The sequence below is a fragment of the Brevundimonas olei genome (assembly GCF_037055245.1).
Classification (GTDB): domain Bacteria; phylum Pseudomonadota; class Alphaproteobacteria; order Caulobacterales; family Caulobacteraceae; genus Brevundimonas; species Brevundimonas olei.
In genome coordinates this window covers 869,423-893,749 of record NZ_CP146369.1, presented here as the reverse complement: position 1 = coordinate 893,749, position 24,327 = coordinate 869,423, and the positions used below count along the sequence as shown (strand labels likewise).

Sequence of the window (24,327 nt, the reverse complement as noted above, 5' to 3'; positions counted from 1 at the left end):
GGCGTCCTAGCCCTTGAAACCGTCCTTGAGGGCGCGGCGCTCGGCGAAGTCGGCGGCGTCGCGGGCGCGCAGGAAGGGGTTGAACCGGCGCTCGATCCCCACCGTGGTCGGCACGCTTGCCTCGCCGCGCTCACGGGCGGCGAAGACGGCCTCGGCGTGGGCCTTCAACGCCTCATCGGCGTCCGGCAGAGACAGGGCGAAGCGGGCGTTCGACGCCGTATATTCATGGGCGCAATAGAGGGTCGTCGCCTCGGGCCAGGCGGCGATGCGGTTCAGGCTGTCCCACATCTGCTGCGGCGTGCCCTCGAACAGCCGTCCGCAGCCCAGGGCGAAGATGACGTCGCCGACGAAGGCCAGGCCGTCGTCCGCCGCATGATAGACCACATGGCCCAGCGTATGGCCGGGCGACAGCACCACGTCGAAGGCCGTCTCGCCCAGGCGCACCGCCTCGCCGTCGACCAGGACGTGATCCAGCGGCGCCGCGCGGCGCACCTCCTCCGGTCCGGCGATCTCGCAACCGGTCTCGGCCTTCAGCCGTTCGTTGCCGCCGGTGTGGTCCGCGTGCCAGTGGGTGTTCAGGATCAGATCCAGCCGCCCCCACCCCGACGCCTCCAGATCGTCCAGAATGGCCTCGGCGTCCGGCGTGTCCACGGCGGCGACCAGCCCCGTCGCCTCGTCGCGGATCAGGAAGCCGTAGTTGTCGGACAGGCAGGGGAACTGGCGAACGGTCAGGGTCATGGGGAGGTCTCCTATCGAAACCCTATCCTACCGGGGCCGCACGACAAACTCCGCTCATCCCGACGGACGCCGGGACGAACGGTTTTAGGCGGGAAAGCCGACATCCGCCGCGAAATCCGCCATACTGGCCCCATGCGCCGCAGCATCGACGATCTCCGCACCTTCTATGGCGAGCCGACCGGCGCGCTGGCCCGGCGTATGCTGGCGCGACGGCTGGAGGACGCCTGGGGCGAGGCCAACAATTGCGACGTCCTGGGTCTGGGCTACGCCACGCCCTGGCTGGACGGTTTCATCGGCGCGCGCCGGGTGATCGCCGCCATGCCGGGCGGACAGGGCGCCGAGCAATGGGCGGCGGCGGGACGCAACCGCACAGTCCTGGTCGACGACCGGCGCCTGCCCTTCGCGGCCGGGACGTTCGACCGCATCCTGCTGGTCCATGCGCTGGAAGAGGCCGACGATCCGCAGGGCCTGCTGGCCGAGGCGGTGCGCGTCCTGGCCCCGGCCGGGCGGATCATCCTGGCGGCGGCCGCGCGCGGCGGCATGTGGGCGCGGGCCGAGACCACCCCCTTCGGCCACGGCCGCCCCTTCACGCGCGGCCAGCTGGAGCGGCTGGTGCGCGAGGTCGGGCTGGAGCCGACCGCCTGGTCCCAGGCCCTCTACGTCCCGCCGTGGCGGCCGATGCTGCCGCTGGCCGACGGTCTGGAGCAGGTGGGGCCGAAGCTGTTTCCCGGCGCGGCGGGCCTGATCATGCTGGAAGCCTCGCGTCGCGCCTACGCCCGCGTGCGGCCCGGCGGCCTGGCCCAGGCCGTGCTGGCCGGGCGCCCGTCCCTGACCCCCTCCCCCGCCGCGCGCGATCATGCGCGCGCCCGTCCCGCGCACCCTATGGGCGCCGCGCGCAAACAGCCGTAAAGCCCTCGCCATGCAGAGACTGATCCTGATGCGTCACGCCAAGGCCGAAGCCTCGGCGCCGGGCGGCGACACAGCCCGGCCCTTGAGCGAACGCGGCCGCCGCGACGCCGCCGCCATGGGCCGCGCCCTGGCCGAACGCGGCATGAAGCCGGACATGGCTCTGGTCTCGGGCGCCCAGCGCACGCGAGACACCTGGGACGGGGTCAGCGAGCATTTCGGCGATGTGGAGCTGCACGTCTCCGACGCCCTCTACAACGCCCCCGCCGACGTCCTGCGCCGCGCGGTCGAGGCGGCCGAGGACCAGGCGGGCTGCCTGCTGCTGATCGCCCATAACCCCGGCGTGCATCAGCTGGCGGTCGAATACCTGATCGAGAGCGCCGCCTCGCCTGCGGTGCTGGACAAGATGAGCGGCGGCTTCCCCACCGGGGCGGCGGCGGTCTTCAGCGTCGATGTCGCCGGGCGCCCGTCCTATGAAGGCTGGCTGACCCCGGAGACCGTAGCGTGACCGACCGACCCGACATCGCCTTCAAGATCCTGAGCCGCGCCGACTGGCGCGCCGCCCTGGCCGAGGGCCGCTATGACGGCTCGGCGGCGGACCGGGCCGACGGCTACATCCACCTGTCCGCAGCCGATCAGCTGGAAGCCACGGCGGCCAAACACTACGCCGGTCAGGCCGACCTGATGCTGGTCGAGGTGGATCTGACCGCCCTGGGCGACGCCCTGATCTGGGAGCCGTCGCGCGGCGGCGCCCTGTTTCCTCACATCTACGGCCCCCTGCCCGTCGCGGCGACGCGCGCCGCGCGCGCCCTGTCGGTGACGGCCGACGGCCTCATGATCCTCGACGAGACCGCCTGAACATGAGCCTGACCGACCTCGGCGCCTGGGCGCTGCGCCAACTCGATCCGGAAGCCGCGCACCGCCTGGCCATTCGCGCCCTGCAGATGACGCCCCTGCCCGCGCCCGGCGCCGACGATCCGATCCTGAAGACCACGATCGCAGGGCTGGAGATGTCCAATCCCGTCGGTCTGGCCGCCGGTCTCGACAAGAACGGCGAGGCGCTGGAAGGCCTGTCGCGCCTGGGCTTCGGCGCGGTGGAGTGCGGCTCGGTCACCCCGCGCGCCCAACCCGGCAACCCCAGGCCGCGCCTGTTCCGCCTGGCCGAAGACCGGGCCATCATCAACCGCATGGGCTTCAACAACGAGGGGCTGGAGCCTTTCGCCGCCCGTCTGGCCCGGCGTCCGACCCGCACCGCCATCGGCGCCAATCTGGGCGCCAACAAGGATACCGAGGACAAGGCCGCCGACTATGTCGCGGGGCTGAAGCGGCTGGCGGGGCTGGCCGACTATTTCACCGTCAACATCTCGTCGCCCAACACGCCGGGCCTGCGCGCGCTTCAGGGACGCGAGGCGCTGGACGACCTGCTGGGCCGCATCCATGAGGCCCGCCCCGTCGACGGCGCGCCGGTCTTCCTGAAGATCGCGCCCGACCTGATCAGCGAGGAGATCGGCATGATCGTCGAGGCCTCCATCGCCCATCATATCGACGCCCTGATCGTGTCCAATACGACGCTGGAGCGCCCCGCCTCCCTGCGGTCCGCCTATAAGGGCGAGGCGGGCGGCCTGTCGGGCGCCCCGCTGAAACCCTTTGCCCAGAAAGCGCTGGAGGCGGCGGCCGAGGCCGCCGGCGGGCGCCTGCCGCTGATCGCAGTCGGGGGGATCGCCGACGGCGCGGACGCCTGGGCCCGCATCCGCGCGGGCGCCTCGGCCGTCCAGGTCTACTCGGCCATGATCTATGAAGGCCCCGGCATGGTCGGCCGGATCAAGCGCGATCTGGCGGCCCGTCTGCGGGCCGAGGGCTTTTCCAGCGTGGCCGAAGCGGTCGGCTCCGGCCGTTGACGGAGCATTAGGTCTCCGTCGCCATGATGCAACGGAAGGGCGCCGTCGCCCGTTCGGATCGCCGCATGACGCAGACCGATGCATCCCGGAGCGGGTGGGCTTCCGCCATCCGACAGCGGCACAAGATGCTGCCCCAACGACTCGTCGTGGGTCTGGCCTGCGCCCTGTTGTTCAGCCCCATCCTCGGCCTGTCGCTCTGCCTCGTCTGGCTGGCTGTCTATCTGCTGCTGCAACTGGCCGAGGCCGCCGCGTTCGCATCGGTGACGCGCGGCCAGGCGATGACGCTCAAGGGCTGGCGCGGCGCCCTGGGCGACCTGGCCCTGACGGCCAACGCCGGCGTCTACGCCAGCATCGCCATCCCCCTGTGGACCTTGGGCGGGCTGCCCGGCGGCGTGGTCGCCACCACCCTGCTGGCGGCGGGCGCGATCAATTCGGTCATCGCCTCGGCCGGCAATCTGCGGGTCTTCATCTGGACCGTGACGCCCCAGGTGGCGGTCCTGGCGCTGACGCCGTTCTTCATGGCTCAGTCAAGCGTCGAGGGACGCTTCATCCTGCCGGTGGCCGTCGGGGTTCTGGCCTTCGTCTTCTTCTGCCTGACCACGCGCAGCCGCCTCTACGCGGCGGGCGCGGCCGAGGCCCGCGCCCTCAAGGAGGCGGACGACAAGCGCCGCGAAGCCGAAAGCATCATGGCGGGACGCAGCGCCCTTCTGGCCGCCGTGGCCCACGATCTGCGCACCCCGATCGGCGCCATCCTGACCGGCGCGCATGAGTTGAGCCGCGTCGCTGCGCCCTCCTCCTCCTCGACCCGCCAGCAGACAGCCATGATCGAGGACGCCGGTCTGATGATGAAGGAGCTGCTGGACGACCTGCTCGATCACGCCCGCCTCGACGCCGGCCGCCTCAAGGTCGAGACGCGCGGGTTCGATCTGCGCGACCTGCTCAACCACACCTTCCGTCTGTGGCAGGGTCCCGTCCGCGCCAAGGGCCTGCGCCTGCGTCTCGACGGTTCGCGCTATATGCCTCGCATCGTCCAGGGCGACGCCATGCGCCTGCGCCAGGTGCTCAACAACCTGATCTCCAACGCGGTGAAGTTCACCGACTCCGGCGCCGTCACCGTCCGACTGTGCGCCTGGCGGGACGAGGCCGGGCGCCATGTCCTGCTGATCGACGTGGCCGATACGGGGCCGGGCATGACGACCAGCCAGTTGGAGCGCCTCTTCACTCCCTTCGACCAGACCGCCGACGGCGTGGCCGCCCGCTACGGCGGCTCAGGCCTGGGCCTGGCGATCAGCCGCGACCTGATCGAACTGATGGGCGGTCGGCTGACGGTCCGCAGCGAGGCGGGCCAGGGGTCGACCTTCACCGTCGCCCTCACCCTGTCGGAAGGCGAAGGAGACGGTGAAGTCGCCGCCTTCCTCGCCGCCCCTCCTCTGACCGGCGCCCCGTCCGCCGCGACGCCGACCCGGCGGCCGCTCCCAATGGACGCTCCGTCTGCGCCGCGCGAAGAGACGGAAACGCCCCTCGCCGCCGCCCCAGCCGAGCCGGACCACGACGCCGAACGCCCGCTGCGGGTTCTGGTGGTGGACGACCACGCCATCAACCGCCGCGCCGTTCAGGTGATCCTGCAGGCCCTCGACTGCGAACTGACCATGGCCGAGGACGGCATGGCTGCCCTCAAGGCCTGTGACGCCGACATCTTCGACGTCATCTTCATGGATGTGCGGATGCCCGAACTGGACGGTCGCGAGACGACGCGCCGCCTGCGCGCGGGCGGCGGACCGAACGCCGACGCGCCGGTCATCGCCGTGACCGCCGACACCTCTCCCGAGGACATCGCCGCCTGTCTGGAGGCCGGCATGAACCATTTCGTGGCCAAGCCGCTGACGCCGGCGGTGCTGCTCACCGCCCTGAGCGAAGTCCTGGACCCCGCCGGCGACGCTGAAGTCGGCGCCCAGGCCGTGGCCTAACCGGCGTCGGCTTCGCCCCGCACCTCAGCCAGCAGCCGCTCGCCCCAATCCGGCGTCTTCTGCTCGCACTCCCACAAGGTCAGCACCCGCCAACCCGCCGCCGCCAGCTCGGCGGCGACGCGGCCGTCGCGCGCCCGGTTGCGATCGATCTTGGCCAGCCAGTAGTCGGCGTTGGAACGGGGCTGGCGCGCGCCGCGCGGGCAATCATGGCCGTGCCAGAAACAGCCGTGGACGAACAGGGCGACGCGTCGCCCCTTCATCACCACATCGGGTCGGCCGGGCAGGCCGCAGCCGCCCAGCCGATAGCCGATCCCGGCGCCCCGCAGCAGGCGCCGGACCTTCAGTTCGGGCGCGGTGTCGCGCCCCTTCACCCGCCGCATGACGGCGCTGCGCTTTTCCGGGGTGAAGACGTCGCCCATGGCTCAACCGGCCGTTCGGGCCGCCGTCTGGGCGACGACGCTCATCACAGCTGGGCCAGCAGGTGCTCGGCCGAGGAGACCTTGAACTCGCCGCCCTGCTCGATGTTGAGCTGGTCGACCACGCCGTCCTTGACCAGCATGGAGTAACGCTGCGAGCGCTCGCCCATGCCGAAGCCCTTGGCATCCAGCGACAGGCCCACGGCGCGGGTGAAGTCGCCGTTGCCGTCGGCCAGCATGACGATGTCGTCGGCGCCGTTCAGTTCATTGTCCTTGGCCCAGGCGCCCATGACGAAGGCGTCGTTGACCGAGACGCAGGCGACGGTGTCCACGCCCTTGCCCGCCAAATCGGCGCGATGGTCGACATAGCCCGGCAGGTGGCGCGCCGAACAGGTCGGGGTGAAGGCGCCCGGCACGGCGAACAGGGCGACCGTCTTGCCGCCGAACAGCTCGGCCGTCGTGACCGGCTTGGGGCCGTCGGGCGTCATGGTCGTCAGGGTGGCGTCGGGAATGCGGTCGCCGATCTGGATGGTCATGTCGGGGTCTCCGGGAGTTCGGCCCGGACGATCCAGGACGATGGGAGTCAGATAGAGACCCGCAGGGGGATCGCCAAGCGCGTGGGGCCCTGAGAATGGCTTGCGCCCGCCATCGTCCGCCCCGATGATAGGGGCATGACCGCCTTCTCCTCCCTGACCGGGCGTCTTCTGGTGGCGATGCCGGGTATCGACGACGATCGCTTCCGCCACGCCGTCATCCTGATCTGCGCCCACGACGATGAACACGCTCTGGGCCTGCGCCTGGACCAGCCCGCGCCGGGCGTGTCCCTGGCCGAGGTCCTTGAAAAGCTGGACACGCCGATCGACGACGCCGCGGGCGACCGTTCAGTGCTGATCGGCGGCCCGGTCGAGCGCGAGCGCGGCTTCGTCCTGCACACGGACGACTGGACCAGCGAGGACGCCAGCCTGACCTTCGGCGAGGGTCTGGCCCTGACCGGCACCCGCGACGCCCTGGCCGCCATGGCCGACGCCGAGGACGGACCCAGCCGCTCCATCCTGCTGCTGGGCTACGCCGGCTGGGGCGAGGGGCAGCTCGAGGAAGAGCTGAACGAGAACATCTGGCTGACGACGGACGCCGACCCGGCCCTGATCTTCGACGCCGACTACGACACCAAATGGAGCCGCGCCCTGGCCGCCCTCGGCGTCGACGCCGCCCGTCTGTCCAGCCAGAGCGGCCGGGCCTGACGGCGGCCTAGACCGAGCGCGCCTTGATCGGAGCGGCCCCGTCGGCGAGGGACTCGTTCAGATAGACCTCCGCCTCCTGGGCGGGCAGGGCCGGCGCATAGCCGAAGCCCTGACCGTAGTGGCAGCCGTCGTCGAGCAACAGCTTGGCCAGGACCGCGTTCTCCACCCCTTCGGCCACCACCTCCAGCGCCAGGTCGCGTCCCAGGTTGACGACCGATTTGACGATCTTGGCCGAGCCCTCGTCCTTGTCCATCGTCAGCACGAAATAGCGGTCGATCTTCAGCGTGTCGAACGGCAGCTTGGCCAGGTAGGACAGGGACGAGAAGCCCGTGCCGAAGTCGTCCAGCGCCAGACTGGCCCCTGCCTCGCGCAGGGCCTTCAGCACCTCGGCGGCGCGCGCGGTGTCGCGCATGATGTCGCCCTCGGTGACTTCCAGCTTCAGGGCGCCGCGCGGCAGGCCGGCTTCCTTGATGATGCGGGCCACGTCCTCGACCAGATGGGCGCGCTCGATCTCGCCCACCGACAGGTTGACGCTGCAGAACAGCCGCCCGGCGCCGGGATGGCGCTGCAGCCACTCGGCCAACTGACGCGCGGCCTGGGTCATCATCAGCAGGCCGAGCTCGTTCATCAGGCCCATTTCATCGGCCAGGGTCAGGAACTCATCCGGCGGCACCAGGCCGCGCCGGGGATGACGCCACCGGGCCAGGGCCTCGAAGCCCGCCACCGCGCCCGTGCCCAGGTTGACGATCGGCTGGTAGAAGGGCTCGATCTCGCCGCGCACGAAGGCGTTTCGCAGGTCCGCCTCCAGCGCCAGACGAGACAGGCTGTCGCTCTCCAGCGCCCGACCATAGGCCGCCGCCCCGCCGCGTCCCGCCTGCTTGGCCTGTTCGACCGCCAGTTCGACCCGGCGCAGCAGTTCGGCGGCGTCCGGCGCGTCCGGTCCGCCCTCGGCCGTCACGGCGCCGATCGACAGGGTGGGATAGATGTCGAAACCCGCCAGCCGCAACGGCTGTTCAAGCGCCTCGCGCAGCCGTTCGCTGCCGCTGGCGCCGCTGCCGCCGCGCCGCACCAGGACGGCGAACTCGTCCTCGCCGATGCGGGCCGGGATGCAGTCCTCGGAGAAGGCCGCCGACAGGCGCGACCCTAGGGCCGACAGCACCAGATCGGCGCGCTCATGGCCCAAGGCTTCGTTGAGACGACGCAGCCGATCCAGATCGGCCACCACCATTTCATAGTCGCCCGCTGTCCCCAGCGTCTCGGCCACGCGCACCAGGAAGGTGCGTCGATCCAGCAACCCCGTCAGCGTGTCCCGGTCGGCGCCCGCGAACTTGGTCTCCAGGGCGACGATGCCCGCCGCGCGCAAGCCGTCCTCCAGCCAGACGCCGCGCCACAGGCAGGTCTCGCAGCCGCGCATCCGCAGGCGCACGGCGATCTCCGTCCCCTCGGCCTGCGGCTTGAGCAGACGATCCGCCAGAGCCCGGTCCTGCGGCAGGGCCAGGGCGGTGAAGGCCGCGCCCGAGCATTGCGGCGCCAGCGGCCCCAGGCCGAGCGGCCGGGTGGCCCCGGTGAAGCGGATCTGATCCTCGGCGGGCGTCCATATCCACAGGGCGGCGTCCGCCGCCGCAAGGGCTTCGATCGCCGTGGTGGGGTCCCACGTCAGGGCTCTGGATCGTGTGCTCAAGACGGGTCCGATACTCTGACGGAATGGGCGACTCTGGCGTCGAACTCCTCCTGGAGGACGCCGAACAGCAAATGGTCTGCCCAACGGCCGTTAATTTTCAAATAAGCCCGGGCGACGCCTTCCTGACGAAAGCCCGCCTTTTCCAGCACACGGTGCGAAGCATGGTTGGTCGGCACGCAGGCCGCCTCGACCCGATGCAGTCCCAGGCTTCCAAAGGCGTGAGCCAGCATGGCCCGGACCGCCGCCGTGCCGACGCCCCGCCCCGCATAGGGGCGACCGATCCAGTAGCCCAGGGTGCCGGTCTCGGCCACGCCGCGCCGGATGTTGGACAGGGTGATGGCGCCCAGCAGGGCCTCGTCCGCCGGATCGAAGACGAACAACGGCCAGGCCGTCCCCTGCTCCATCTCTCGCGCATAGACGCCCAGGCGGCGACGAAAGGCGGCGCGGGTCAGGTCGTCCTCGGCCCAGGCCGGCTCCCACGGCTGCAGATAGTCGCGCGATTCCTCGCGCAGGGAGGCCCAGGCCAAGTAGTCGGAGGGACGCGGCGGGCGCAGCACGACCCCCTGCCCGTTCAGGACCGGTCCGGTCGCCTCGGCCATCCAGTCGAACAGGGCCATGGTCAAACGATAGCGCGAAGCGGTCCCGGCGTCAGCAGGCCGCGATCAGCCCGCCGCCATCCGCTGACGGAAGGCGCGCCCCGCCCCGCCCGCCGCCCGGGGCCCCAGCACCGCCGTCGCCGACAGCCCCGGCGCCGCCATGAGCCGGCCCACGACGCGCAGGTCGTCGGCCGTCTGGGCTTCGATGCGGGCGGCGCTGTCCTCGGACGACACGGGTGCGCCGAACGCCAGGGTCTGCCCCGCCAGACGGCCCGAGCGGCTGGCCGGGCTTTCGTCGGCCATCCACAGGCTGGCGTTCAGCACCGCCTTGGCCCGCGCCAGTTCGGCGTCCGTCGGCCCCCTTTCGGCCAGGTCGAGGATCTCGGCGGCGCACAGCTCGGCCAACTCCAGAGAGCGCTCGGCCGCCGCTCCGGCGTAGACGCCCAATAGGCCCAGATCGTCATAGGTCTCGTGATAGGCGTCGATGGCGTAGGCCAGCCCCCGATCCTCGCGCGCGCTCTGGAATAGGCGCGAGGCCATGCCCCCGCCCAGGATTTCGGTGAACAGGCGCACGGCGGGCTGGCGCGGATCGCTCACCCCCAGGCTGGGAAGCTGGAACACCAGATTGGCCTGTTCGATCTTGCGCGCCAGCCGCGCCTCGCCGCCCGTGAAGACGGCCGGCGCCGTCGTTTCGCCCGGCGCCGACGCCGCCTGGCCGAACCAGGTTTCGGCCAGGGTCAGCAACTCGGCCTCATCGACCGCGCCGGAAACCGCCACCACCATGCGGTCGGGCGAGTAGAGACGGGCGCGCCAGTCGGCGACGGCCGCCCGGTCGGCGGGGGCCAGGCTGGGGACCGACCCCAGGATCGGCCGCCCCAGGGCCTGGCCGGCGAAGGCCTGGGTCTGGGCCATCTCGAACACATGGTCGTCGGGGGTGTCGAAGGCCTCGGCGATCTCCTGAGCCACCACGTCCTTCTCGCGCTCGATCTCCTCGGGGGACAGGGTCGGGCGGAACACCAGGTCGGACAACACCTGCATGGCCAGCGGCAGGCTGCCCTTCAACGCGCGCACGTCGAAGCTGGTGCGCTCATAGCCGGTCGCAGCGTTGATCGAGCCGCCCTCGGCCTCGATGCGCTCGACGATCTCGCGCGCGCCCATGTCGCCCGCGCCCTTGAAGACCAGATGCTCCAGCAGGTGCGACCATCCGGAATGGACTTCGTCCTCCATGCGGGCGCCGCCGTTGACGGCCACGGTCACGGCGATGGTGCGCAGGCCGGGCATGGGGTCGCACACGACGCGCACGCCGTTGGACAGGGTGTGAAGGCGAGCAGTCAGGTCAGCGGTCCTTGGCAGGCATGGGACGATAGCGGCGCAGCAGCAGGACCGCGTAGAAGACGACCAGCACGATCGCCAGGCCGAACCAGGTCAGGGCGTAGCCCAGGTGGTTGTTGCTGAAGGCGGCGGGCGGCGCCACCGGCCGCAACCCCGTCAGCTCCGGGTTGGCCGAGGTGGTCGCATAGACGGTGTAGGGCGAGACGGCCTCCGTCACGCCCAGAGCCTCAGCCATGGCCGCCCGGTCGCGGCCGTAGAAGATCTTGCCCGACGGGGGCGGCGTCAGGGCGTTGGGGCCGGGCGCCTGGCGCACCACGCCTGCGATCACGACCGGCATGGCCGCGGCGTCGGCGCGCACGGCGGGACGCTCGGCGACATCCGCCGGCAGGAAGCCGCGATCGACCAGCACCGTCCCCCGCCCCTCGACCGGACAGGCCGAGATCAGCCGCACCCCCGCGTCTCCGTCCTCGATGGTCTGAAGCTCGACGAAGGGGGCCGCGTTCAGGCCCCGGCAGGTCACGACCACCTGGCGGAACTCGGGATCCTCCAGCGCCAGGGCGTCGGTCAGGGCGATCGGCGCCTGCTCCGCAGCGGCCTCAGCCTTGTCGATCAGGTCCAGCTTCCACTGCAGCCGCTGCACCTGCCACACGCCCAGAGCCAGCAGGACGCCGAGCAGCAGGACGGCGACCGCCGTCAGGATGATGGGAAAGCGAGGCCGGGCGGCGACGGTCATCAGGTCTCTCGGTGTGAATCGGCGCCGCGCTGACGCAGCATCTGAAGGGCGGTCATCAGCCCTTTGCCGGGCCGCATCAAGGCCACGGCCAGGACCGCGACCAGCGGCAGCCAGATGATCAGGTGCAGCCAGATCGGCGGGCTCCAGGCGATCTCGACGGCCAGGGCCGAGAAGCCCACCAGGAAGCCGGCGATCTGCATGATGAAGGTCGCCGCCCCATCGCCGGTCTCGACCGCCCCCAGATCATAGCCGCAGACTTCGCAAGTCGAGCGGCGTTTCAGGAAGCCCTCGAACAGCGGCCCCTGCCCGCAGGCCGGACAGCGTCCCATGAGCCCTGCGCGCACGGCGGGCCAGACAAGCAAATCGGCGCGGGGCTTGGGGCCCCGCGCCGACGAAAGCTCGACTTGTCCGTCGGGTTCGATCAACCGAAGACGACGTACATGAAGACGAAGAGGAACAGCCACACCACGTCGACGAAGTGCCAGTACCAGGCGGCGGCTTCGAGACCGAAGTGCTTCTGCGGCGTCATCTGGCCGGCGTAGAGGCGCAGCAGGCAGACCGCCAGGAAGATGGTGCCGATCAGGACGTGGAAGCCGTGGAAGCCCGTCGTCATGAAGAAGATGGAGCCGTACAGCTTCGCCTGGGCCGCTTCCTCGCTGAAGAACAGGTGGCCGTGCAGGATGTGATAATACTCGTAGGCCTGAACCGCGGTGAACAGGACACCCAGCAGGACGGTGATCAGCAGGCCCAGCTTGGCGCCCTTGCGGTCGCCCGAGATCAGGGCGTGGTGCGCCCAGGTCAGGGTCGTGCCCGACAGCAGCAGGATGACCGTGTTCATGAGCGGCAGGCTCCACGGGTCCAGCAGTTCGACGCCCTTGGGCGGCCAGGTCTGCCAGGCGGCGGCGGTGTCCGCCCAGTTTCCGACTTCCGGGATGATCGTGCGCGCTTCATTGAAGATCGCCATGTCGAAGAACATCCAGAAGAAGGAGACGAAGAACATCACCTCCGACGCGATGAACAGCACCATGCCGTAACGCAGGCCGATGCCCACGACCGGGGTGTGGTCGCCCTTGCGGCTTTCCTTCACCACGTCCGACCACCACGAGAACATGGTGAACAGGACGCCGGCCAGGCCGGCGAAGAACAGCCACTTGGTGCCGGCTTCCAGGCCGAACAGGCCCTTCATCCACACCACAGCCCCGATGAACATGATGCAGGCCGACATGGAGCCGACCAGCGGCCACGGGCTGGGGTCTACCAGATGGTAGTCGTGTTGCGGTTTCGCGTGAGCGTCAGCCATTCCCAAGGTCTCTGAATTAAGGCGAGAGTCGTTTGAAGAGGGCTATAGCCCCCGCTCTCCGGCTTTGCCAACAGCAGAGTCGTTCGCAACGGCCTGCTGAAAGCCTTTGGTTGGAAAGAAGGTGTAGCTGAGGGTGATCTGGCGCACCCCCTTCACCTCGGCGTCGGTCGCCATTTCGGGCGCCACGAAATACTGCACGGGGAAGGAAACCGTCGCGCCCGGCGCGATCTCCTGCCCCTCGAAGCAGAAGCATTGCAGCTTCTGGAAATAGGGGCCGGCCCGCTCGGGCACCACGTTATAGGCGGCCGTGGCGTGGATCGGCTGGTCCGAGGTGTTGGTCACCTCGAAATAGGCCATGCCCGTTTCGCCGATGCGAACCTTCTGGCTGGTCTGCTCCGCGCGGAACTTCATCGGCAGGTCGCGGACGTTGGTGTCGAACCGGATCAGGACTTCCTGGTCCAGAACCGCCGTCGGCGCGGCCTCGGCCTTCTTCACCGTGCCGTCAAAGCCGGTGACCTGGCAGAACAGCCGGTACAGCGGCACGGCGGCGAAGGCCGCGCCCGTCATCAGAATCACCAGAGCCGCGCACAGAAGCGCGACCGAATTCTTGTTCTTCACAGCCCTCAAGGCTCCTGGGTTACAGCCGCGGGGGCGTCCGGCTGGACCGGCGCCGGCAGGGCCGGATCGGCCCTCTCCAGCGTGGCCAGGGCCGCCGCCTCGGTTTCATGCCGCGCCTGGTTGTTGGCGTGCATGCGCGACACCGTCACGGTGTAGACCAGGGCGATGAAGGCCAGCAGGCCCAGGGCGATGGCCACGTTGCGACGCTTGCGCGCACGGACCTGTTCATCGTTCAGCTTCAGGAACTCTGGTTTGGACATGGGATTCAGACTCCGACGCCCGACAGATGCTCGACCAACAGGGCCGAGAACAACGCCATCAGGTACAAGATCGAAAAGGCGAACAGGTTGCGAGCCGGTTTGGCCTCGACCCGAACGTCATACAATGCGGCCTCTCGCCCCACGGCCTCGGCCTTGTCGGGCTGGTCGCCCGCGCGCGAGCGCCACAGGCGGAAGGCCAGGGCCAGGAAGCCCAGCCCCCCGACCGCCGACACCACCAGATAGATCGGCCCGCCCAGGCCGGTGAAGGCCGGCGCGATCGCCACAGGCACGAAGACCAGGCTGTAGAGCAGGATCTGCAGACGCGTGGACTTGGCCCCGCGCGCCACCGGCATCATCGGAATGCCCGCCTTGGCGTAGTCGCCGGCCGAATAGAGCGTCAGGGCCCAGGTGTGGGGCGGCGTCCACATGAAGATGATCAGAAACAGCAGCCAGGCCTGCCAGGGCGCGTCGCCCGTCACTGCGGCCCAGCCGATCACCGGCGGGAGGGCGCCCGCCGCGCCGCCGATGACGATGTTCTGGGGCGTGCGGCGCTTGAGCACCAGGGTGTAGAGCCAGGCGTAATAGACGATGGTCAGGGCCAGAAGCCCGCCGGCCAGCCAGTTGGTCGTCATGCCCAGCAGCATGACCGAGAAGACCGACAGCACCATGCCGAAGGCCAGGGCGTCGTTCTTGCGCACGCGGCCGGCGGCGACCGGTCGGCCGCGCGTACGGCGCATCAGGGCGTCGGTCTCGCCCTCGACGGCCATGTTGAGAGCGCCGGCCGCTCCGGCCCCGATGGCGATGCACAGGACGGCGACGATGGCGTTGACCCAGCTCAGCTGCCCCGGCGCCACGACCAGGCCCGTCACCGCCGTGAACACCACCAGCGACATGACGCGCGGCTTCAGCAGTTGGAAGAAGTCTTCCGGCTGGGACGTGGTGACGAGGGGGGGCTCGCGGGCGGGGCGTTCGGTCATGGTCATATAAAGCGCGAAGGCCGCCCTTCCGGTTTCGAAAGGGCGGCCTCTCCGGGTCTATCCGATACGGATCAGTGGTTGTCCGCCTTGACCACCGGCAGTTCGTTGAACTGGTGGTGCGGCGGCGGCGAGGAAAGGGTCCACTCCAGGGTGGTGGCGCCTTCGCCCCACGGATTGGCCTCGGCCTTGCGGCGACGGACGGCCGACTCCAGCAGCATCACCAGGAAGACGGCGACGCCGATGATGGTGATGAGGTAGCCGACCGACGAGACGTGGTTCCAGTAGGTGAAGGCTTCCGGGTAGTCGATGTAGCGACGCGGCATGCCCTGCAGGCCCAGGAAGTGCTGCGGGAAGAACACCAGGTTCACGCCGATGAACATGATCCAGAAGTGCGCCTGGGCCAGGAACTCGTTGTACTTCACCCCGAACATCTTCTCGTACCAGTAGTAGAAGGCCGCGAAGATCGAGAAGATGGCGCCCAGCGACAGCACGTAGTGGAAGTGCGCCACGACGTAGTAGGTGTCGTGCAGGCTGTAGTCGATGCCGGCGTTGGACAGGACCACGCCGGTCACGCCGCCGACGGTGAACAGGAAGATGAAGCCCATCGCCCACAGCATGGGCGCCTTGAAGGTGATGGAGCCGCCCCACATGGTGGCGATCCAGCTGAAGATCTTCACGCCCGTGGGCACGGCGATGATCATGGTCGCAGCCACGAAGTAGGCGCGCAGGTTCACGCTCATGCCGACCGTGTACATGTGGTGAGCCCACACGATGAAGCCGATGAAGCCGATGGCGACCATGGCGTAGGCCATGGCGAGGTAGCCGAAGATCGGCTTCTTCGAGAAGGTCGAGACGATGTGCGAGATCATGCCGAAACCCGGCAGGATCATGATGTACACTTCGGGGTGGCCGAAGAACCAGAACAGGTGCTGGTACATCACCGGGTCGCCGCCGCCGGCGGGGTCGAAGAACGAGGTGCCGAAGTTACGGTCGGTCAGCAGCATGGTGATGGCGCCCGCCAGGACCGGCAGCGACAGCAGCAGCAGGAAGGCCGTGATCAGCACGCCCCAGGCGAACAGCGGCATGCGGTGCAGGGTCATGCCCGGCGCGCGCATGTTGAAGATGGTGGTGATGAAGTTGATCGCGCCCAGAATCGACGAAGCGCCCGCGACGTGCAGCGAGAAGATCGCCAGGTCGAAAGACGGCCCCGTATGGCCCATGGTCGACAGCGGCGGATAGGAGGTCCACCCCCCGCCGAAGCCGCGGCCCGGCCCGCCGTCGACGAACATCGACAGCACCAGCAGCACGAAGGCGAAGAAGATCAGCCAGAACGAGATGTTGTTCAGGCGCGGGAAGGCCATGTCCGGCGCCCCGATCATGATCGGGATGAAGTAGTTGCCGAAGCCGCCCATCGTCGCCGGCATGACGACGAAGAACACCATGATCAGGGCGTGCGCCGTGACCGTGGCGTTGTAGCCGTGCTTGGAGGCCTCAACGAGACCCAGGTACTGGATGATCGTACCTTCCTTGAACAGCTGAATGCCCGGCTCGGCCAGTTCCCAGCGGATCAGGCCCGACAGGGCGCCGCCGACGAGGCCGGTGAAGATGGCGAACACCAGGTACAGAATCCCGATGTCCTTGTGGTTGGTCGACAGGAACCAGCGGGTGAAGAAGCCCGGCTTATGGTCGTGTGAATCGTGAAGTGCAGCGGTGGCCATGGATCTGGGCTCTCGCGTCTCTCTTACTGAGCAGCCGGCGCGGCGGGCGCGGCGGCGGTTGCGGGGGCCGCAGGCGCGGCGTCGGTCGGGGCGGCGGCGTCAGCAGCCGGAGCGGCGGGCGCTTCGGCGACGGCGGGCGCGGCGGCGGCTTCGTCGGCGGCCTTGGTCATGGAGCCGCCCTTGGAGGCGACCCAAGCGGCGAAGGCGTCCTTGCTCACCACCTTGACGTGGATCGGCATGAAGGCGTGGTCGACGCCGCACAGTTCGGAGCACTGACCATAGTATTCGCCTTCCTTCTCGGCGCGGAACCAGGTCTCGTTCACGCGGCCCGGAACGGCGTCCACCTTGATGGCGAAGGCTGGCACGGCCACGGCGTGAATCACGTCCGAGGCGGTGATCAGCAGGCGGACGTTCTCGCCGACCGGCACCACCATCGGCTCGTCGGCGGCCAGGCGGTACAGGTGCGCCGGAGCCTTGTCTTCCGGCAGCATGTTCGAGATGTACTCAGCCACGCCCTGGTCCGGATACTCATAACCCCAGTTCCACTGATTGCCGGTGATCTTCACCGTGACGTCCGCATCCGGATAGTCATGGTAGGCGAACAGCAGGCGGAAGGAGAACAGGGAGATGCCGACCAGGATCAGCACCGGCACCACGGTCCATATCACTTCGATGACCGTGTTGTGGCTCCACTTGGCCGGGGTCGGGTTGGCGCGCTTGTTGTAGCGGATTGCGATCCACACCAGCAGCGCCAGCACCAGGACGCAGATCGCGGTGATGACCGGCATCAGCACGATGTTGTGGAAGAAGTGGGCCTCATGCGCCAGCGGCGCGCCGGCCGTCTGCAGGCCCAGGCCTGCCGGCGTCGGCTGACCCAACACATCCTGCGCCATCGCCGGCGCGGCGAAAATGGCGGCAAGGGCGGTCGCGGCGATACCGCCTCCCAACCGCGCCATGGCTCGCATGCCCATCCCCATTCGAGAAGTCCTCATAAACCGTTCAGCAGCAGACGTTTGCGAGCAATTCGCAAGCGTCGCCGGGCCCAGAGGACCTCGGCGTGTCATGGGCCGGTCCTTATCGGCTCGGATCGCCCTTGCCAAGCGATCAAGCGCACCTATGGCGCCGTCTCGACAAAATGCGGTCGATTAAATCGCTGTCATGTTTCGATAGCTACCTTGCACAGCAAGATACCTTGCGATACCCCTTGGATACCCGAACGAGGGACGACCGAGAGGGATTTCATGCCCGACACCATCGACATCCAACTGAAGAAAGGCGTGCTGGGATTATGCGTCCTGGCCCTGCTCGCCCGGCGAGACAGCTACGCCTATGAGATCGCCAGCCGCCTGTCCGACGCCATCGGCATGGGGGAAGGCACCATCTATCCGCTGATGCGGCGGATGCAGACCGACGGCCTGGTCGAGACCTATCTGGTCGAATCATCCAGCGGCCCGTCGCGCAAATACTATCGCCTGACCGCCGCGGGCCGCCGCGCCCTGGACGGTCAGACCGGCGAGTGGCGGGCGTTCGCCCGCGCCGTCGAGGCCCTGATCGCGGGCGATGACGACGAAAGCGTCATCGTCGCCGAGGCCCCGGCCGAAACGCCCGCCCTGCTCGATCAGAGCGCCAAGACCGAATCGACCGCCCACGCTGACAGGGGAGAGGACCAATGAACCGCGCGGAATTCCTGGCGCGCCTGCGCCGCGGCCTGGTGGGCCTGCCCGCAACCACCGCCAATGAGATCGTGGCCGACTATGAAGCCCACTTCGCCGACGGCGCCGCCGCCGGGCGCAGCGAGGCCGAGGTGGCCGAGGCCCTGGGCGATCCCGATCGCCTCGCCCGCGAACTGAAGGCCGAGGCCGGCGCCCAGCGCTGGCGTCAGGAGCCGTCAGCCTCATCCGCCGCCGGGGCCGTGTTCGGCATCCTGGGCCTGGGCGCCATCGACATCCTGATCCTCCTGCCCATCGCCCTGCCCGTCTTCGGCACGGTTCTGTCCCTGCTTCTGGGCGGGGTCGGCGTCTTCATCGCCGGCGGCTTCGTCATGGTGGCGGGCGCCTTCATGGGCCTGCCGGGCGGGGCGCTGGCCGCCGCGCTGCTGGGCGTCGGCCTGATGGGCATGGGCATCTTCATGATCGGGACCATGGCCCTGCTGACCAAGTGGCTGATCGACGCCACCGTCTGGTACGCCCGCCTGCACTACCGCGTCATCAAGCCCGCCCTGGAACCCCAGGCCTAAAGCCAGAGAGAGGAGAACACAGTCATGATCCGCAATCTGCTCATCATCTCCGGCGCAGGCCTGATCCTGGCCATCGTCGGCATCGGCGGCGCCTTCGCCGTGGGCGGCCGCGACCTGGCCCGCCACGACTGGACCTGGGTCATCACCGACGATGAGGCCGGCGACAGCGGCTTCACCGTCGAGCGCGGTCAGGTTTCGCCCGACGCCACGCGCACCATCGAATGGACGGGCGACGAGCGCCTGGCGATCAACATCCCTGCCGACGTCGTCTACGACCAGCAGGCCGAGACGCCGGGCATCACCGTCTCGGGCGCCCAGAGCGTGGTTGATCGGGTGCGCTTCTCCAACGGCCGCCTGACGCTGGACGAGGCCCCGCGGGGCGACCGCAGCTATGTCCGCTGGACGCGCACCGGCATTCGCGGCTGGAGCGAGACGGACGCCCTGAAGATCATCATCAAGGCCCCCTCGGTGAAGGCCTTCGATCTGTCGGGTCCGACCGAGCTGAAGATCCGCGGCTACGACCAGCCGTCGCTGGACCTGACGCTGACCGGCTCGTCCGACGTGCGGGTCCAGGGCCGCGCCGAGACCGTGACGGTCGACGTCTCCGGCGCCGGAGACGCCCGCATGGACGAACTGATCGTCGATGACGCCAAGGTGCGCGTCAGCGGCTCGGGCGACGTCCGCGTCGGCCCCAGCGGCAAGGCCGAGGTCGACGTCTCGGGCAGCGGCGAGGTCCGCCTGACCCGCCGCCCTGCCGAACTGCGCCAGTCGGTCAGCGGCTCGGGCGAGGTGTCGCAGGACTGACAAACGCTCACCCTCTCCCGGCGGGAGAGGGCTTGAGCGCACGGCGGCGCAGCCGTCGTTCTGGCGCGAAAGGGTGAGGGGCTTGTCCCGTCAGTCGGCGCAAGCCGCCGCGCGACCTTATCAACCGCGAACCCTCACCCTTTCGCCTTAGCCAATCGCCTTCGGCTCTTGGAGGCTCAAGCCCTCTCCCAACAGGAGAGGGTTTTTGCTGCCCCCGTGACGGCGGCCCCCGCAACCCCTATCTAGCGTCCATGAGCACTGTCGCCTCCCCCTCCCCCATCCTCGACGCCGCGGGCGTAGCCCCGGACGAGGCCCTGTCGATCCTGCAGACCGCGCTGTCGGACGCCGACGACGGGGAGCTGTTCCTCGAAAAGACCGAGAGCGAATCCCTAGTCTTCGACGACGGGCGGCTGAAGGGCGCCTCCTACGATGCTGTTGAAGGTTTTGGCCTGCGCGTCGTGGCGGGCGAGACGGTCGGTTACGCCCACGCCAATGAAATCTCCGCCGCCGCCATCCGCCGCGCCGCCGACAGCGCCGCCCTGGCCAAGCGCGGCTATGACGGAACCGCCGCCGAGGCGCCGCGCGCCACCAACCAGCGTCTCTATGATCCGGTCGATCCGCTGCTGGCCCCGGCCTTCTCGGACAAGATCGCCCTGCTGGCCGAGATCGACGCCTGGGCCCGCGCCCGCGATCCGCGCGTGGTGCAGGTCTCGGCCTCACTGGTCGGCGAGCGCCGCGCCATCGACATCCTGCGCGGGGACGGGCGGCTGCTCAGCGACCTGCGCCCTCTGGTCCGGCTGAACGTCTCCGTCACCGTGGAGAAGGACGGCAAGCGCGAGAGCGCTTCGTCCGGCGCGGGCGGCCGCGCGGGCTTTGAAGAATGGGTCGCCCCCGAACGCTGGCAGGCCCAGGTGGACGAGGCCCTGCGTCAGGCCCTGGTCAATCTGGAAGCCGTCGACTGTCCGGCGGGCGAGATGGACGTGGTGCTGGGCGCGGGCTGGCCCGGCGTCCTGCTGCACGAGGCGGTCGGTCACGGCTTCGAGGGCGACTTCCACCGCAAGGGCTCGTCGGTCTTCACCGGCATGATGGGCAAGCGCGTGGCCGCGCCGGGCGTGACGGTCGTGGACGACGGCTCCATCGCCGGGCGTCGCGGCTCCCTGTCGTTCGACGACGAGGGCACCCCGACCTCGCGCACCGTGCTGATCGAGGACGGCATCATGGTCGGCCTGATGCACGACCGGCTGTCGGCGCGTCAGCTGGGGGCGAACGCCACCGGCAACGGTCGCCGCCAGTCCTTCGCCCACACGCCCATGCCGCGCATGACCAACACCTTCATGGAAGGCGGCAAGGATTCGCAGGCCGACATGATCGCCTCGACCAGGCGCGGGCTCTACGCCGCCAACTTCGGCGGCGGCCAGGTGGACATCACCAACGGCAAGTTCGTCTTCCAGTGCACCGAGGCCTATCTGATCGAGGACGGCAGGATCACCGCCCCGGTCCGCGGCGCCACCCTGATCGGCGACGGGGCCACGGCCCTGACCCAGATCCAGATGATCGGCGACGACTTCGCCTTCGACCCCGGCGTCGGCACCTGCGGCAAGGCTGGTCAGGGCGTCCCCGTCGGCATCGGCCAGCCCAGCCTCAAGATCGGCGGCCTGACCGTCGGCGGCACGACGGTCTAACTGACCCTTTCCCATCGGGAGAGGGAAGCCGCGATCGCCTCAGCCGCACGGTTCACGTCGCCGTCCATGACGATCTCACCCAGATCGCGCGTCCCCGCAGACGCCCGGCGATAGGCCGGGTCGTAGTGCTCGCGCATCAGGGCCGTCGCCAGGGCGCGCAGGTCGCCCGCCTGCGACAGGGCGCGCCACTGCGCGATCCGCTCGCGGCTGTGGTGGCTGGGCATCCGCGTCAGCAGGGCGTCGCGCACGGCCGCATCCTCAGTCGCCGCCTGATAGTCGCGCAGCACCCGCTCGACCCGCGCCTCGAACGGAGCCACCAGACGTAGGGTTGGCGCCGCCTTCATCGCCGCCCACAGCGCGGGCGGCACCGTCAGGCGGCCGATGCGGCTGGCCTCGGCCTCGACCACCACGGGGCGGCTGAGATCCAGAGCGGACAGGGCGGCGTAGAGACGGCTCTCAAACAGCTTCTGCGACGGCTGTTCCGCCTCGGTGCGTCCGAACAGGGAGCCGCGATGCGCCGCCAGCCCCTCCAGATCCAGGCTCTGGACGCCGTGATCGGCCAGGCGCGCCAGCACCTCGGTCTTGCCGCTGCCGGTCAGGCCGTCCAGCAGAACCAGCTTCAGCGCCGGGGCCGCCTGTGGATCATGCAGGGCGGCGGCCACCGTCCGACGCCAGGTCTGATAGCCGCCCTCCAGCCGCGTGACGGGCCAGCCGACCTGATCCATCACCGTGGTCATGGCCGTCGAGCGCTGCCCCCCGCGCCAGCAATAGACCAGAGGCTGAAAGCTTCCGTCGCGGTCGCTCAGCGCCCCTTCCAGATGCGCCGCGATATTCCTCGCCACCAGGGCCGCGCCCAGGCGGCGGGCCAGGAATTTCGAGGTCTGGACGTAGAGGGTTCCCACCTCGGCGCGCTGGGCGTCGTCCAGCACCGGCAGGTTGATCGCGCCGGGCAGGTGATCCTCGGCGAACTCACCGGGACTGCGCACGTCGATGACGGCGTCGTAGCGGGCGAGCGCCGCCAGCGACACGTCCGCCGTCAGCCGCGCCATCAGCCGGCCGCCTTGACGACCACCGCCGGTTCGCCCTCGCGGACCCGGCCGACGCGGCGCGCCGAGGCGAAGCCCAGATCCTGAACCAGGCTCATCACCGCCTCCGCCGCTTCGGGCGCGACGGCGATCAGCAGGCCGCCCGAGGTCTGGGGATCGGTCAGCAGGTCGCGCCGCCATTCCGGCAGCTCGGCGTCCAGCGTCACCGCCTCGCCATAGGCCGCCCAGTTGCGCACCGAGGCCCCGGTCCGCACCCTCGCCTGCGCCAAAGCGGGCGATCCGTCCAGGAAGTCGGGAGCTTCAGCGTCGATCTCGACCGTCATCCCCGCGCCGCGCGCCATCTCCAGCGCATGGCCCAGCAGGCCGAAGCCGGTCACGTCCGTCACCGCATGGACGCCGTCCGTCGCCGCCAGCCTCGGTCCCGGCGTGTTCAGCCTGGTGGTCGAGCCGATCAGGGCTTCATAGCCGCCCGTCTCCAGCCGCCCCTGCTTATAGGCGGCGCTCAGCACGCCGACGCCCAGCGCCTTGGTCAGGATCAGCACGTCGCCCGCCCGCGCCCCGCGATTGGTCAACACCCGGTCGGGATGCGTCAGGCCCAGGGCGACCAGACCGTAGATCGGCTCCAGGCTGTCGATGGAGTGACCGCCCGCCACGGGCACGCCCGCCTCGGCGCAGACCGACGCGCCGCCTTCCAGCACCCGGCCGATGGTCTGGGGCGACAGCTTGCCGACCGGCATCCCGACGATAGCCAGGGCGAAGATCGGCGTCGCCCCCATGGCGTAGACGTCTGACAGGGCGTTGGCCGCCGCGATCCGGCCGAAGTCGAACGGGTCGTCCACCATCGGCATGAAGAAGTCGGTCGTCGCCACCAGGGCCTGCTGCTCGTTCAACCGCCAGACCGCCGCGTCGTCCGAGGTCTCGGTCCCCACCATCAGATCGGCGAAGGCCGCCGTGCGCGGAGTCGAGGCCAGGATGGACTGCAGGACGTCAGGCGCGATCTTGCAGCCGCAGCCGCCGCCATGGGCCAGGGACGTGAGTCTGGGTTCGGTCTCGCTCATGCCCCCGGCGTCGGCCTTCGCACGCCGGACGTCAACCGCCTTCGTGCTGGACGGAGGCGGCCGCGCGCCATTCCGGGCCGTCCACCTCGAAGCCCTGGGCCTCCAGCTCATCCAGCACGCCGTCCGGCTCGGCCAGGCGGCGCAGCGGCGCGACCGCCATGGTCAGGCCGGGCTGGGTCAGCGCCTCGGCGACCGCCTCGGTCCATTCCGTGCGCAACTGCCGCCCGATCTGCGGATCGCCCCACGGCCAGCAGCGGTCCACCGCCTGATCCACCGGCGAGGCCAGCACCTCGGCCACCCGCAGCCCGCGCCACGCCTCGGCCCGCAGACGCACCGCGTCCGGTCCCAGCTCAGCCGCGGACAGAGCCGCGCGCAGGCATTCCCGGTGCGTCTCGGGCGGGGCCGTGATCAGGCTTTCCACCAGGTCGGCGCCGCGCACCACCCCGATGGAGCGGACCGGCACGCGCGCCTTGCGGGCGGCGCGACGCACGGCGTCGTCGGCGCCGACCGGCCGCGATCCCTTTTCGCCCGCCTTGTCCTGAATCAGGCCGATGGCGAGCAGCAGCAGGCTTTCGCGCCTCCACTGATCGTTCTTCTCGGTCGCCATCACGGCTTCCAGCCGCGCCTGATCCTCAGGCGAGAGATAGTCGGCGGTCGTCGCGCCTTCGGGCAGCCAGCCGATCGTGCGGATGCGCCACATCAGGCGCAGGACGTCGGCGGGCGAGGCGCGGCCGCGCTGCGGGAACAGGATGCGGTCGGAACGCGCGGCGGCCTCCTCCAGCGCCTGCGCCCGCCATTCAAAGCCGCGCGGCGCCTCCTCGATGGCGCCGACCAGGATCATCACCCCCTCGCCGTCGCGCCGCACCGTCCACATGGGCGCGCCCGCCCGTCGCGCGCTGACGACCACCTCGTCCACCCGCGTCGCCGCCTCGGTCTGGGCCTGGCCGGCGCGGGCCGCGATCGGAACCGCGGACACGGCCAGAAGAGCGGCCAGCAGAGCGGGAAGGGCGATCGGCGCGAGGCGAGCTTTCATGCCCCTATACTAAGGCCTCGCCAATCCGCCGCACGTGACTATTCCGTAATGCTGTCAGCGATTTAATCCACCTGTCCCGCTTGTAAC

General features: G+C 69.7%; 26 protein-coding genes and 1 pseudogene. 10 read left to right on the top strand and 17 right to left on the bottom strand.

Features of this window, described 5'->3' with window-relative positions; translation table 11 throughout:
* Nucleotides 1–6 precede the first annotated feature (6 nt).
* Nucleotides 7–738: a hydroxyacylglutathione hydrolase gene (gene gloB, locus V8J38_RS04315; protein WP_338578038.1), complete on the bottom strand. Its 732-nt coding sequence runs from the start codon at nucleotides 736–738 to the stop codon at nucleotides 7–9.
* Between the two features lie 132 nt (nucleotides 739–870).
* Between gloB and V8J38_RS04310 the strand changes: the two genes are divergently transcribed.
* The 5 genes from V8J38_RS04310 to V8J38_RS04290 all read left to right on the top strand — a co-directional run bounded on the left by V8J38_RS04310 (nucleotide 871) and on the right by V8J38_RS04290 (nucleotide 5,509).
* Complete coding sequence (locus V8J38_RS04310; RefSeq protein ID WP_338578037.1) at nucleotides 871–1,647, top strand: class I SAM-dependent methyltransferase; 777 nt, start codon at nucleotides 871–873, stop codon at nucleotides 1,645–1,647.
* 10 nt (nucleotides 1,648–1,657) lie between these two features.
* Entirely contained in the window at nucleotides 1,658–2,152 is a 495-nt protein-coding gene (locus tag V8J38_RS04305) for a SixA phosphatase family protein (RefSeq protein ID WP_338578036.1), read from the top strand.
* Nucleotides 2,149–2,502, top strand: coding sequence for a DUF952 domain-containing protein (locus V8J38_RS04300; RefSeq protein ID WP_338578035.1), 354 nt, complete (start codon nucleotides 2,149–2,151; stop codon nucleotides 2,500–2,502). Before V8J38_RS04305 ends, V8J38_RS04300 begins: the two co-directional genes overlap by 4 nt.
* 2 nt (nucleotides 2,503–2,504) lie before the next feature.
* Nucleotides 2,505–3,542, top strand: coding sequence for a quinone-dependent dihydroorotate dehydrogenase (locus V8J38_RS04295; RefSeq protein ID WP_338578034.1), 1,038 nt, complete (start codon nucleotides 2,505–2,507; stop codon nucleotides 3,540–3,542).
* A 125-nt stretch (nucleotides 3,543–3,667) separates the two neighbouring features.
* Entirely contained in the window at nucleotides 3,668–5,509 is a 1,842-nt protein-coding gene (locus V8J38_RS04290) for an ATP-binding protein (protein ID WP_338578033.1), read from the top strand.
* Here V8J38_RS04290 and V8J38_RS04285 read toward each other — a convergent pair.
* Both V8J38_RS04285 and V8J38_RS04280 read right to left on the bottom strand, forming a co-directional pair.
* A complete protein-coding gene (locus V8J38_RS04285; protein WP_338578032.1) occupies nucleotides 5,506–5,928 on the bottom strand; it encodes a very short patch repair endonuclease in 423 nt (140 codons plus the stop codon). The two genes, V8J38_RS04290 and V8J38_RS04285, sit on opposite strands and share 4 nt — an antisense overlap.
* Before the next feature lie 44 nt (nucleotides 5,929–5,972).
* Entirely contained in the window at nucleotides 5,973–6,461 is a 489-nt protein-coding gene (locus V8J38_RS04280; protein WP_291779660.1) for a peroxiredoxin, read from the bottom strand.
* 135 nt (nucleotides 6,462–6,596) lie between these two features.
* Between V8J38_RS04280 and V8J38_RS04275 the strand changes: the two genes are divergently transcribed.
* A complete protein-coding gene (locus tag V8J38_RS04275; protein WP_286949768.1) occupies nucleotides 6,597–7,166 on the top strand; it encodes a YqgE/AlgH family protein in 570 nt (189 codons plus the stop codon).
* Nucleotides 7,167–7,173: 7 nt separating this feature from the next.
* Here V8J38_RS04275 and V8J38_RS04270 read toward each other — a convergent pair whose 3' ends face one another.
* The 11 genes from V8J38_RS04270 to coxB form a co-directional block, all read right to left on the bottom strand.
* Nucleotides 7,174–8,847, bottom strand: a complete 1,674-nt coding sequence (locus V8J38_RS04270; protein WP_291779656.1) for a putative bifunctional diguanylate cyclase/phosphodiesterase — start codon at nucleotides 8,845–8,847, stop codon at nucleotides 7,174–7,176.
* Entirely contained in the window at nucleotides 8,844–9,464 is a 621-nt protein-coding gene (locus tag V8J38_RS04265) for a GNAT family N-acetyltransferase (protein WP_291779652.1), read from the bottom strand. Before V8J38_RS04265 ends, V8J38_RS04270 begins: the two co-directional genes overlap by 4 nt.
* A gap of 45 nt (nucleotides 9,465–9,509) precedes the next feature.
* Complete coding sequence (locus V8J38_RS04260) at nucleotides 9,510–10,724, bottom strand: M16 family metallopeptidase (RefSeq protein ID WP_291779899.1); 1,215 nt, start codon at nucleotides 10,722–10,724, stop codon at nucleotides 9,510–9,512.
* A gap of 55 nt (nucleotides 10,725–10,779) precedes the next feature.
* Nucleotides 10,780–11,508 carry an SURF1 family protein gene (locus tag V8J38_RS04255; protein WP_338578031.1) on the bottom strand — a complete coding sequence of 243 codons (729 nt, stop codon included), beginning with the start codon at nucleotides 11,506–11,508 and terminating at the stop codon, nucleotides 10,780–10,782.
* Nucleotides 11,508–11,837, bottom strand: coding sequence for a DUF983 domain-containing protein (locus V8J38_RS04250; protein ID WP_338578029.1), 330 nt, complete (start codon nucleotides 11,835–11,837; stop codon nucleotides 11,508–11,510). Before V8J38_RS04250 ends, V8J38_RS04255 begins: the two co-directional genes overlap by 1 nt.
* A 92-nt stretch (nucleotides 11,838–11,929) precedes the next feature.
* Entirely contained in the window at nucleotides 11,930–12,808 is an 879-nt protein-coding gene (locus V8J38_RS04245) for a cytochrome c oxidase subunit 3 (protein WP_291779643.1), read from the bottom strand.
* Nucleotides 12,809–12,850: 42 nt separating this feature from the next.
* On the bottom strand, nucleotides 12,851–13,426 hold the full coding sequence (locus V8J38_RS04240) for a cytochrome c oxidase assembly protein (RefSeq protein WP_291779638.1): 576 nt from the start codon (nucleotides 13,424–13,426) through the stop codon (nucleotides 12,851–12,853).
* 5 nt (nucleotides 13,427–13,431) lie between these two features.
* Nucleotides 13,432–13,686 (bottom strand): hypothetical protein, encoded by a 255-nt coding sequence (locus V8J38_RS04235; RefSeq protein ID WP_338578028.1) that lies wholly within the window; start codon nucleotides 13,684–13,686, stop codon nucleotides 13,432–13,434.
* A 5-nt stretch (nucleotides 13,687–13,691) separates the two neighbouring features.
* Entirely contained in the window at nucleotides 13,692–14,669 is a 978-nt protein-coding gene (cyoE, locus tag V8J38_RS04230; protein WP_338578027.1) for a heme o synthase, read from the bottom strand.
* A 65-nt stretch (nucleotides 14,670–14,734) separates the two neighbouring features.
* Complete coding sequence (gene ctaD / locus V8J38_RS04225) at nucleotides 14,735–16,381, bottom strand: cytochrome c oxidase subunit I (protein WP_338578026.1); 1,647 nt, start codon at nucleotides 16,379–16,381, stop codon at nucleotides 14,735–14,737.
* Nucleotides 16,382–16,404: 23 nt separating this feature from the next.
* A complete protein-coding gene (gene coxB / locus V8J38_RS04220; protein ID WP_422388317.1) occupies nucleotides 16,405–17,358 on the bottom strand; it encodes a cytochrome c oxidase subunit II in 954 nt (317 codons plus the stop codon).
* Nucleotides 17,359–17,622: 264 nt separating this feature from the next.
* On the opposite strand from coxB, the pseudogene V8J38_RS04215 reads away from it, so the two are divergent.
* From V8J38_RS04215 to tldD, 4 genes and pseudogenes are all read left to right on the top strand, one after another.
* Nucleotides 17,623–17,934, top strand: a pseudogene (locus V8J38_RS04215) (PadR family transcriptional regulator); the annotation flags it as partial.
* A gap of 116 nt (nucleotides 17,935–18,050) precedes the next feature.
* Nucleotides 18,051–18,617 carry a DUF1700 domain-containing protein gene (locus V8J38_RS04210; protein WP_291779624.1) on the top strand — a complete coding sequence of 189 codons (567 nt, stop codon included), beginning with the start codon at nucleotides 18,051–18,053 and terminating at the stop codon, nucleotides 18,615–18,617.
* 24 nt (nucleotides 18,618–18,641) lie between these two features.
* Nucleotides 18,642–19,421: a GIN domain-containing protein gene (locus tag V8J38_RS04205; protein WP_291779621.1), complete on the top strand. Its 780-nt coding sequence runs from the start codon at nucleotides 18,642–18,644 to the stop codon at nucleotides 19,419–19,421.
* A 251-nt stretch (nucleotides 19,422–19,672) separates the two neighbouring features.
* Nucleotides 19,673–21,103 carry a metalloprotease TldD gene (tldD, locus tag V8J38_RS04200; RefSeq protein WP_338578024.1) on the top strand — a complete coding sequence of 477 codons (1,431 nt, stop codon included), beginning with the start codon at nucleotides 19,673–19,675 and terminating at the stop codon, nucleotides 21,101–21,103.
* On the opposite strand, the gene mnmH is transcribed toward tldD, so the two are convergent.
* Genes mnmH through V8J38_RS04185 form a run of 3 tightly spaced genes read right to left on the bottom strand, consistent with a single transcriptional unit; the run spans nucleotide 21,100 to nucleotide 24,240 of the window.
* The gene (gene mnmH / locus V8J38_RS04195) at nucleotides 21,100–22,152 is read right to left on the bottom strand and encodes a tRNA 2-selenouridine(34) synthase MnmH (RefSeq protein ID WP_338578023.1); all 1,053 of its coding nucleotides are present in this window, start codon (nucleotides 22,150–22,152) and stop codon (nucleotides 21,100–21,102) included. The two genes, tldD and mnmH, sit on opposite strands and share 4 nt — an antisense overlap.
* The gene (gene selD / locus V8J38_RS04190) at nucleotides 22,152–23,207 is read right to left on the bottom strand and encodes a selenide, water dikinase SelD (RefSeq protein ID WP_338578022.1); all 1,056 of its coding nucleotides are present in this window, start codon (nucleotides 23,205–23,207) and stop codon (nucleotides 22,152–22,154) included. Before selD ends, mnmH begins: the two co-directional genes overlap by 1 nt.
* A gap of 31 nt (nucleotides 23,208–23,238) precedes the next feature.
* Nucleotides 23,239–24,240 carry a TraB/GumN family protein gene (locus V8J38_RS04185; protein WP_338578021.1) on the bottom strand — a complete coding sequence of 334 codons (1,002 nt, stop codon included), beginning with the start codon at nucleotides 24,238–24,240 and terminating at the stop codon, nucleotides 23,239–23,241.
* Nucleotides 24,241–24,327: the final 87 nt, after the last annotated feature.

Excerpts from the sequence above, each read along its gene's own strand:
- gloB (WP_338578038.1), bottom strand. The coding sequence starts at position 738 with ATGACCCTGACCGTTCGCCAGTTCCCCTGCCTGTCCGACAACTACGGC.
- V8J38_RS04310 (WP_338578037.1), top strand. The coding sequence starts at position 871 with ATGCGCCGCAGCATCGACGATCTCCGCACCTTCTATGGCGAGCCGACC.
- V8J38_RS04305 (WP_338578036.1), top strand. The coding sequence starts at position 1,658 with ATGCAGAGACTGATCCTGATGCGTCACGCCAAGGCCGAAGCCTCGGCG.
- V8J38_RS04295 (WP_338578034.1), top strand. The coding sequence starts at position 2,505 with ATGAGCCTGACCGACCTCGGCGCCTGGGCGCTGCGCCAACTCGATCCG.
- V8J38_RS04290 (WP_338578033.1), top strand. The coding sequence starts at position 3,668 with ATGCTGCCCCAACGACTCGTCGTGGGTCTGGCCTGCGCCCTGTTGTTC.
- V8J38_RS04285 (WP_338578032.1), bottom strand. The coding sequence starts at position 5,928 with ATGGGCGACGTCTTCACCCCGGAAAAGCGCAGCGCCGTCATGCGGCGG.
- V8J38_RS04280 (WP_291779660.1), bottom strand. The coding sequence starts at position 6,461 with ATGACCATCCAGATCGGCGACCGCATTCCCGACGCCACCCTGACGACC.
- V8J38_RS04275 (WP_286949768.1), top strand. The coding sequence starts at position 6,597 with ATGACCGCCTTCTCCTCCCTGACCGGGCGTCTTCTGGTGGCGATGCCG.
- V8J38_RS04265 (WP_291779652.1), bottom strand. The coding sequence starts at position 9,464 with ATGGCCCTGTTCGACTGGATGGCCGAGGCGACCGGACCGGTCCTGAAC.
- V8J38_RS04260 (WP_291779899.1), bottom strand. The coding sequence starts at position 10,724 with ATGCCCGGCCTGCGCACCATCGCCGTGACCGTGGCCGTCAACGGCGGC.
- V8J38_RS04255 (WP_338578031.1), bottom strand. The coding sequence starts at position 11,508 with ATGACCGTCGCCGCCCGGCCTCGCTTTCCCATCATCCTGACGGCGGTC.
- V8J38_RS04250 (WP_338578029.1), bottom strand. The coding sequence starts at position 11,837 with ATGGGACGCTGTCCGGCCTGCGGGCAGGGGCCGCTGTTCGAGGGCTTC.
- V8J38_RS04245 (WP_291779643.1), bottom strand. The coding sequence starts at position 12,808 with ATGGCTGACGCTCACGCGAAACCGCAACACGACTACCATCTGGTAGAC.
- V8J38_RS04235 (WP_338578028.1), bottom strand. The coding sequence starts at position 13,686 with ATGTCCAAACCAGAGTTCCTGAAGCTGAACGATGAACAGGTCCGTGCG.
- cyoE (WP_338578027.1), bottom strand. The coding sequence starts at position 14,669 with ATGACCATGACCGAACGCCCCGCCCGCGAGCCCCCCCTCGTCACCACG.
- ctaD (WP_338578026.1), bottom strand. The coding sequence starts at position 16,381 with ATGGCCACCGCTGCACTTCACGATTCACACGACCATAAGCCGGGCTTC.
- coxB (WP_422388317.1), bottom strand. The coding sequence starts at position 17,358 with ATGGGGATGGGCATGCGAGCCATGGCGCGGTTGGGAGGCGGTATCGCC.
- V8J38_RS04210 (WP_291779624.1), top strand. The coding sequence starts at position 18,051 with ATGAACCGCGCGGAATTCCTGGCGCGCCTGCGCCGCGGCCTGGTGGGC.
- V8J38_RS04205 (WP_291779621.1), top strand. The coding sequence starts at position 18,642 with ATGATCCGCAATCTGCTCATCATCTCCGGCGCAGGCCTGATCCTGGCC.
- tldD (WP_338578024.1), top strand. The coding sequence starts at position 19,673 with ATGAGCACTGTCGCCTCCCCCTCCCCCATCCTCGACGCCGCGGGCGTA.
- mnmH (WP_338578023.1), bottom strand. The coding sequence starts at position 22,152 with ATGGCGCGGCTGACGGCGGACGTGTCGCTGGCGGCGCTCGCCCGCTAC.
- selD (WP_338578022.1), bottom strand. The coding sequence starts at position 23,207 with ATGAGCGAGACCGAACCCAGACTCACGTCCCTGGCCCATGGCGGCGGC.
- V8J38_RS04185 (WP_338578021.1), bottom strand. The coding sequence starts at position 24,240 with ATGAAAGCTCGCCTCGCGCCGATCGCCCTTCCCGCTCTGCTGGCCGCT.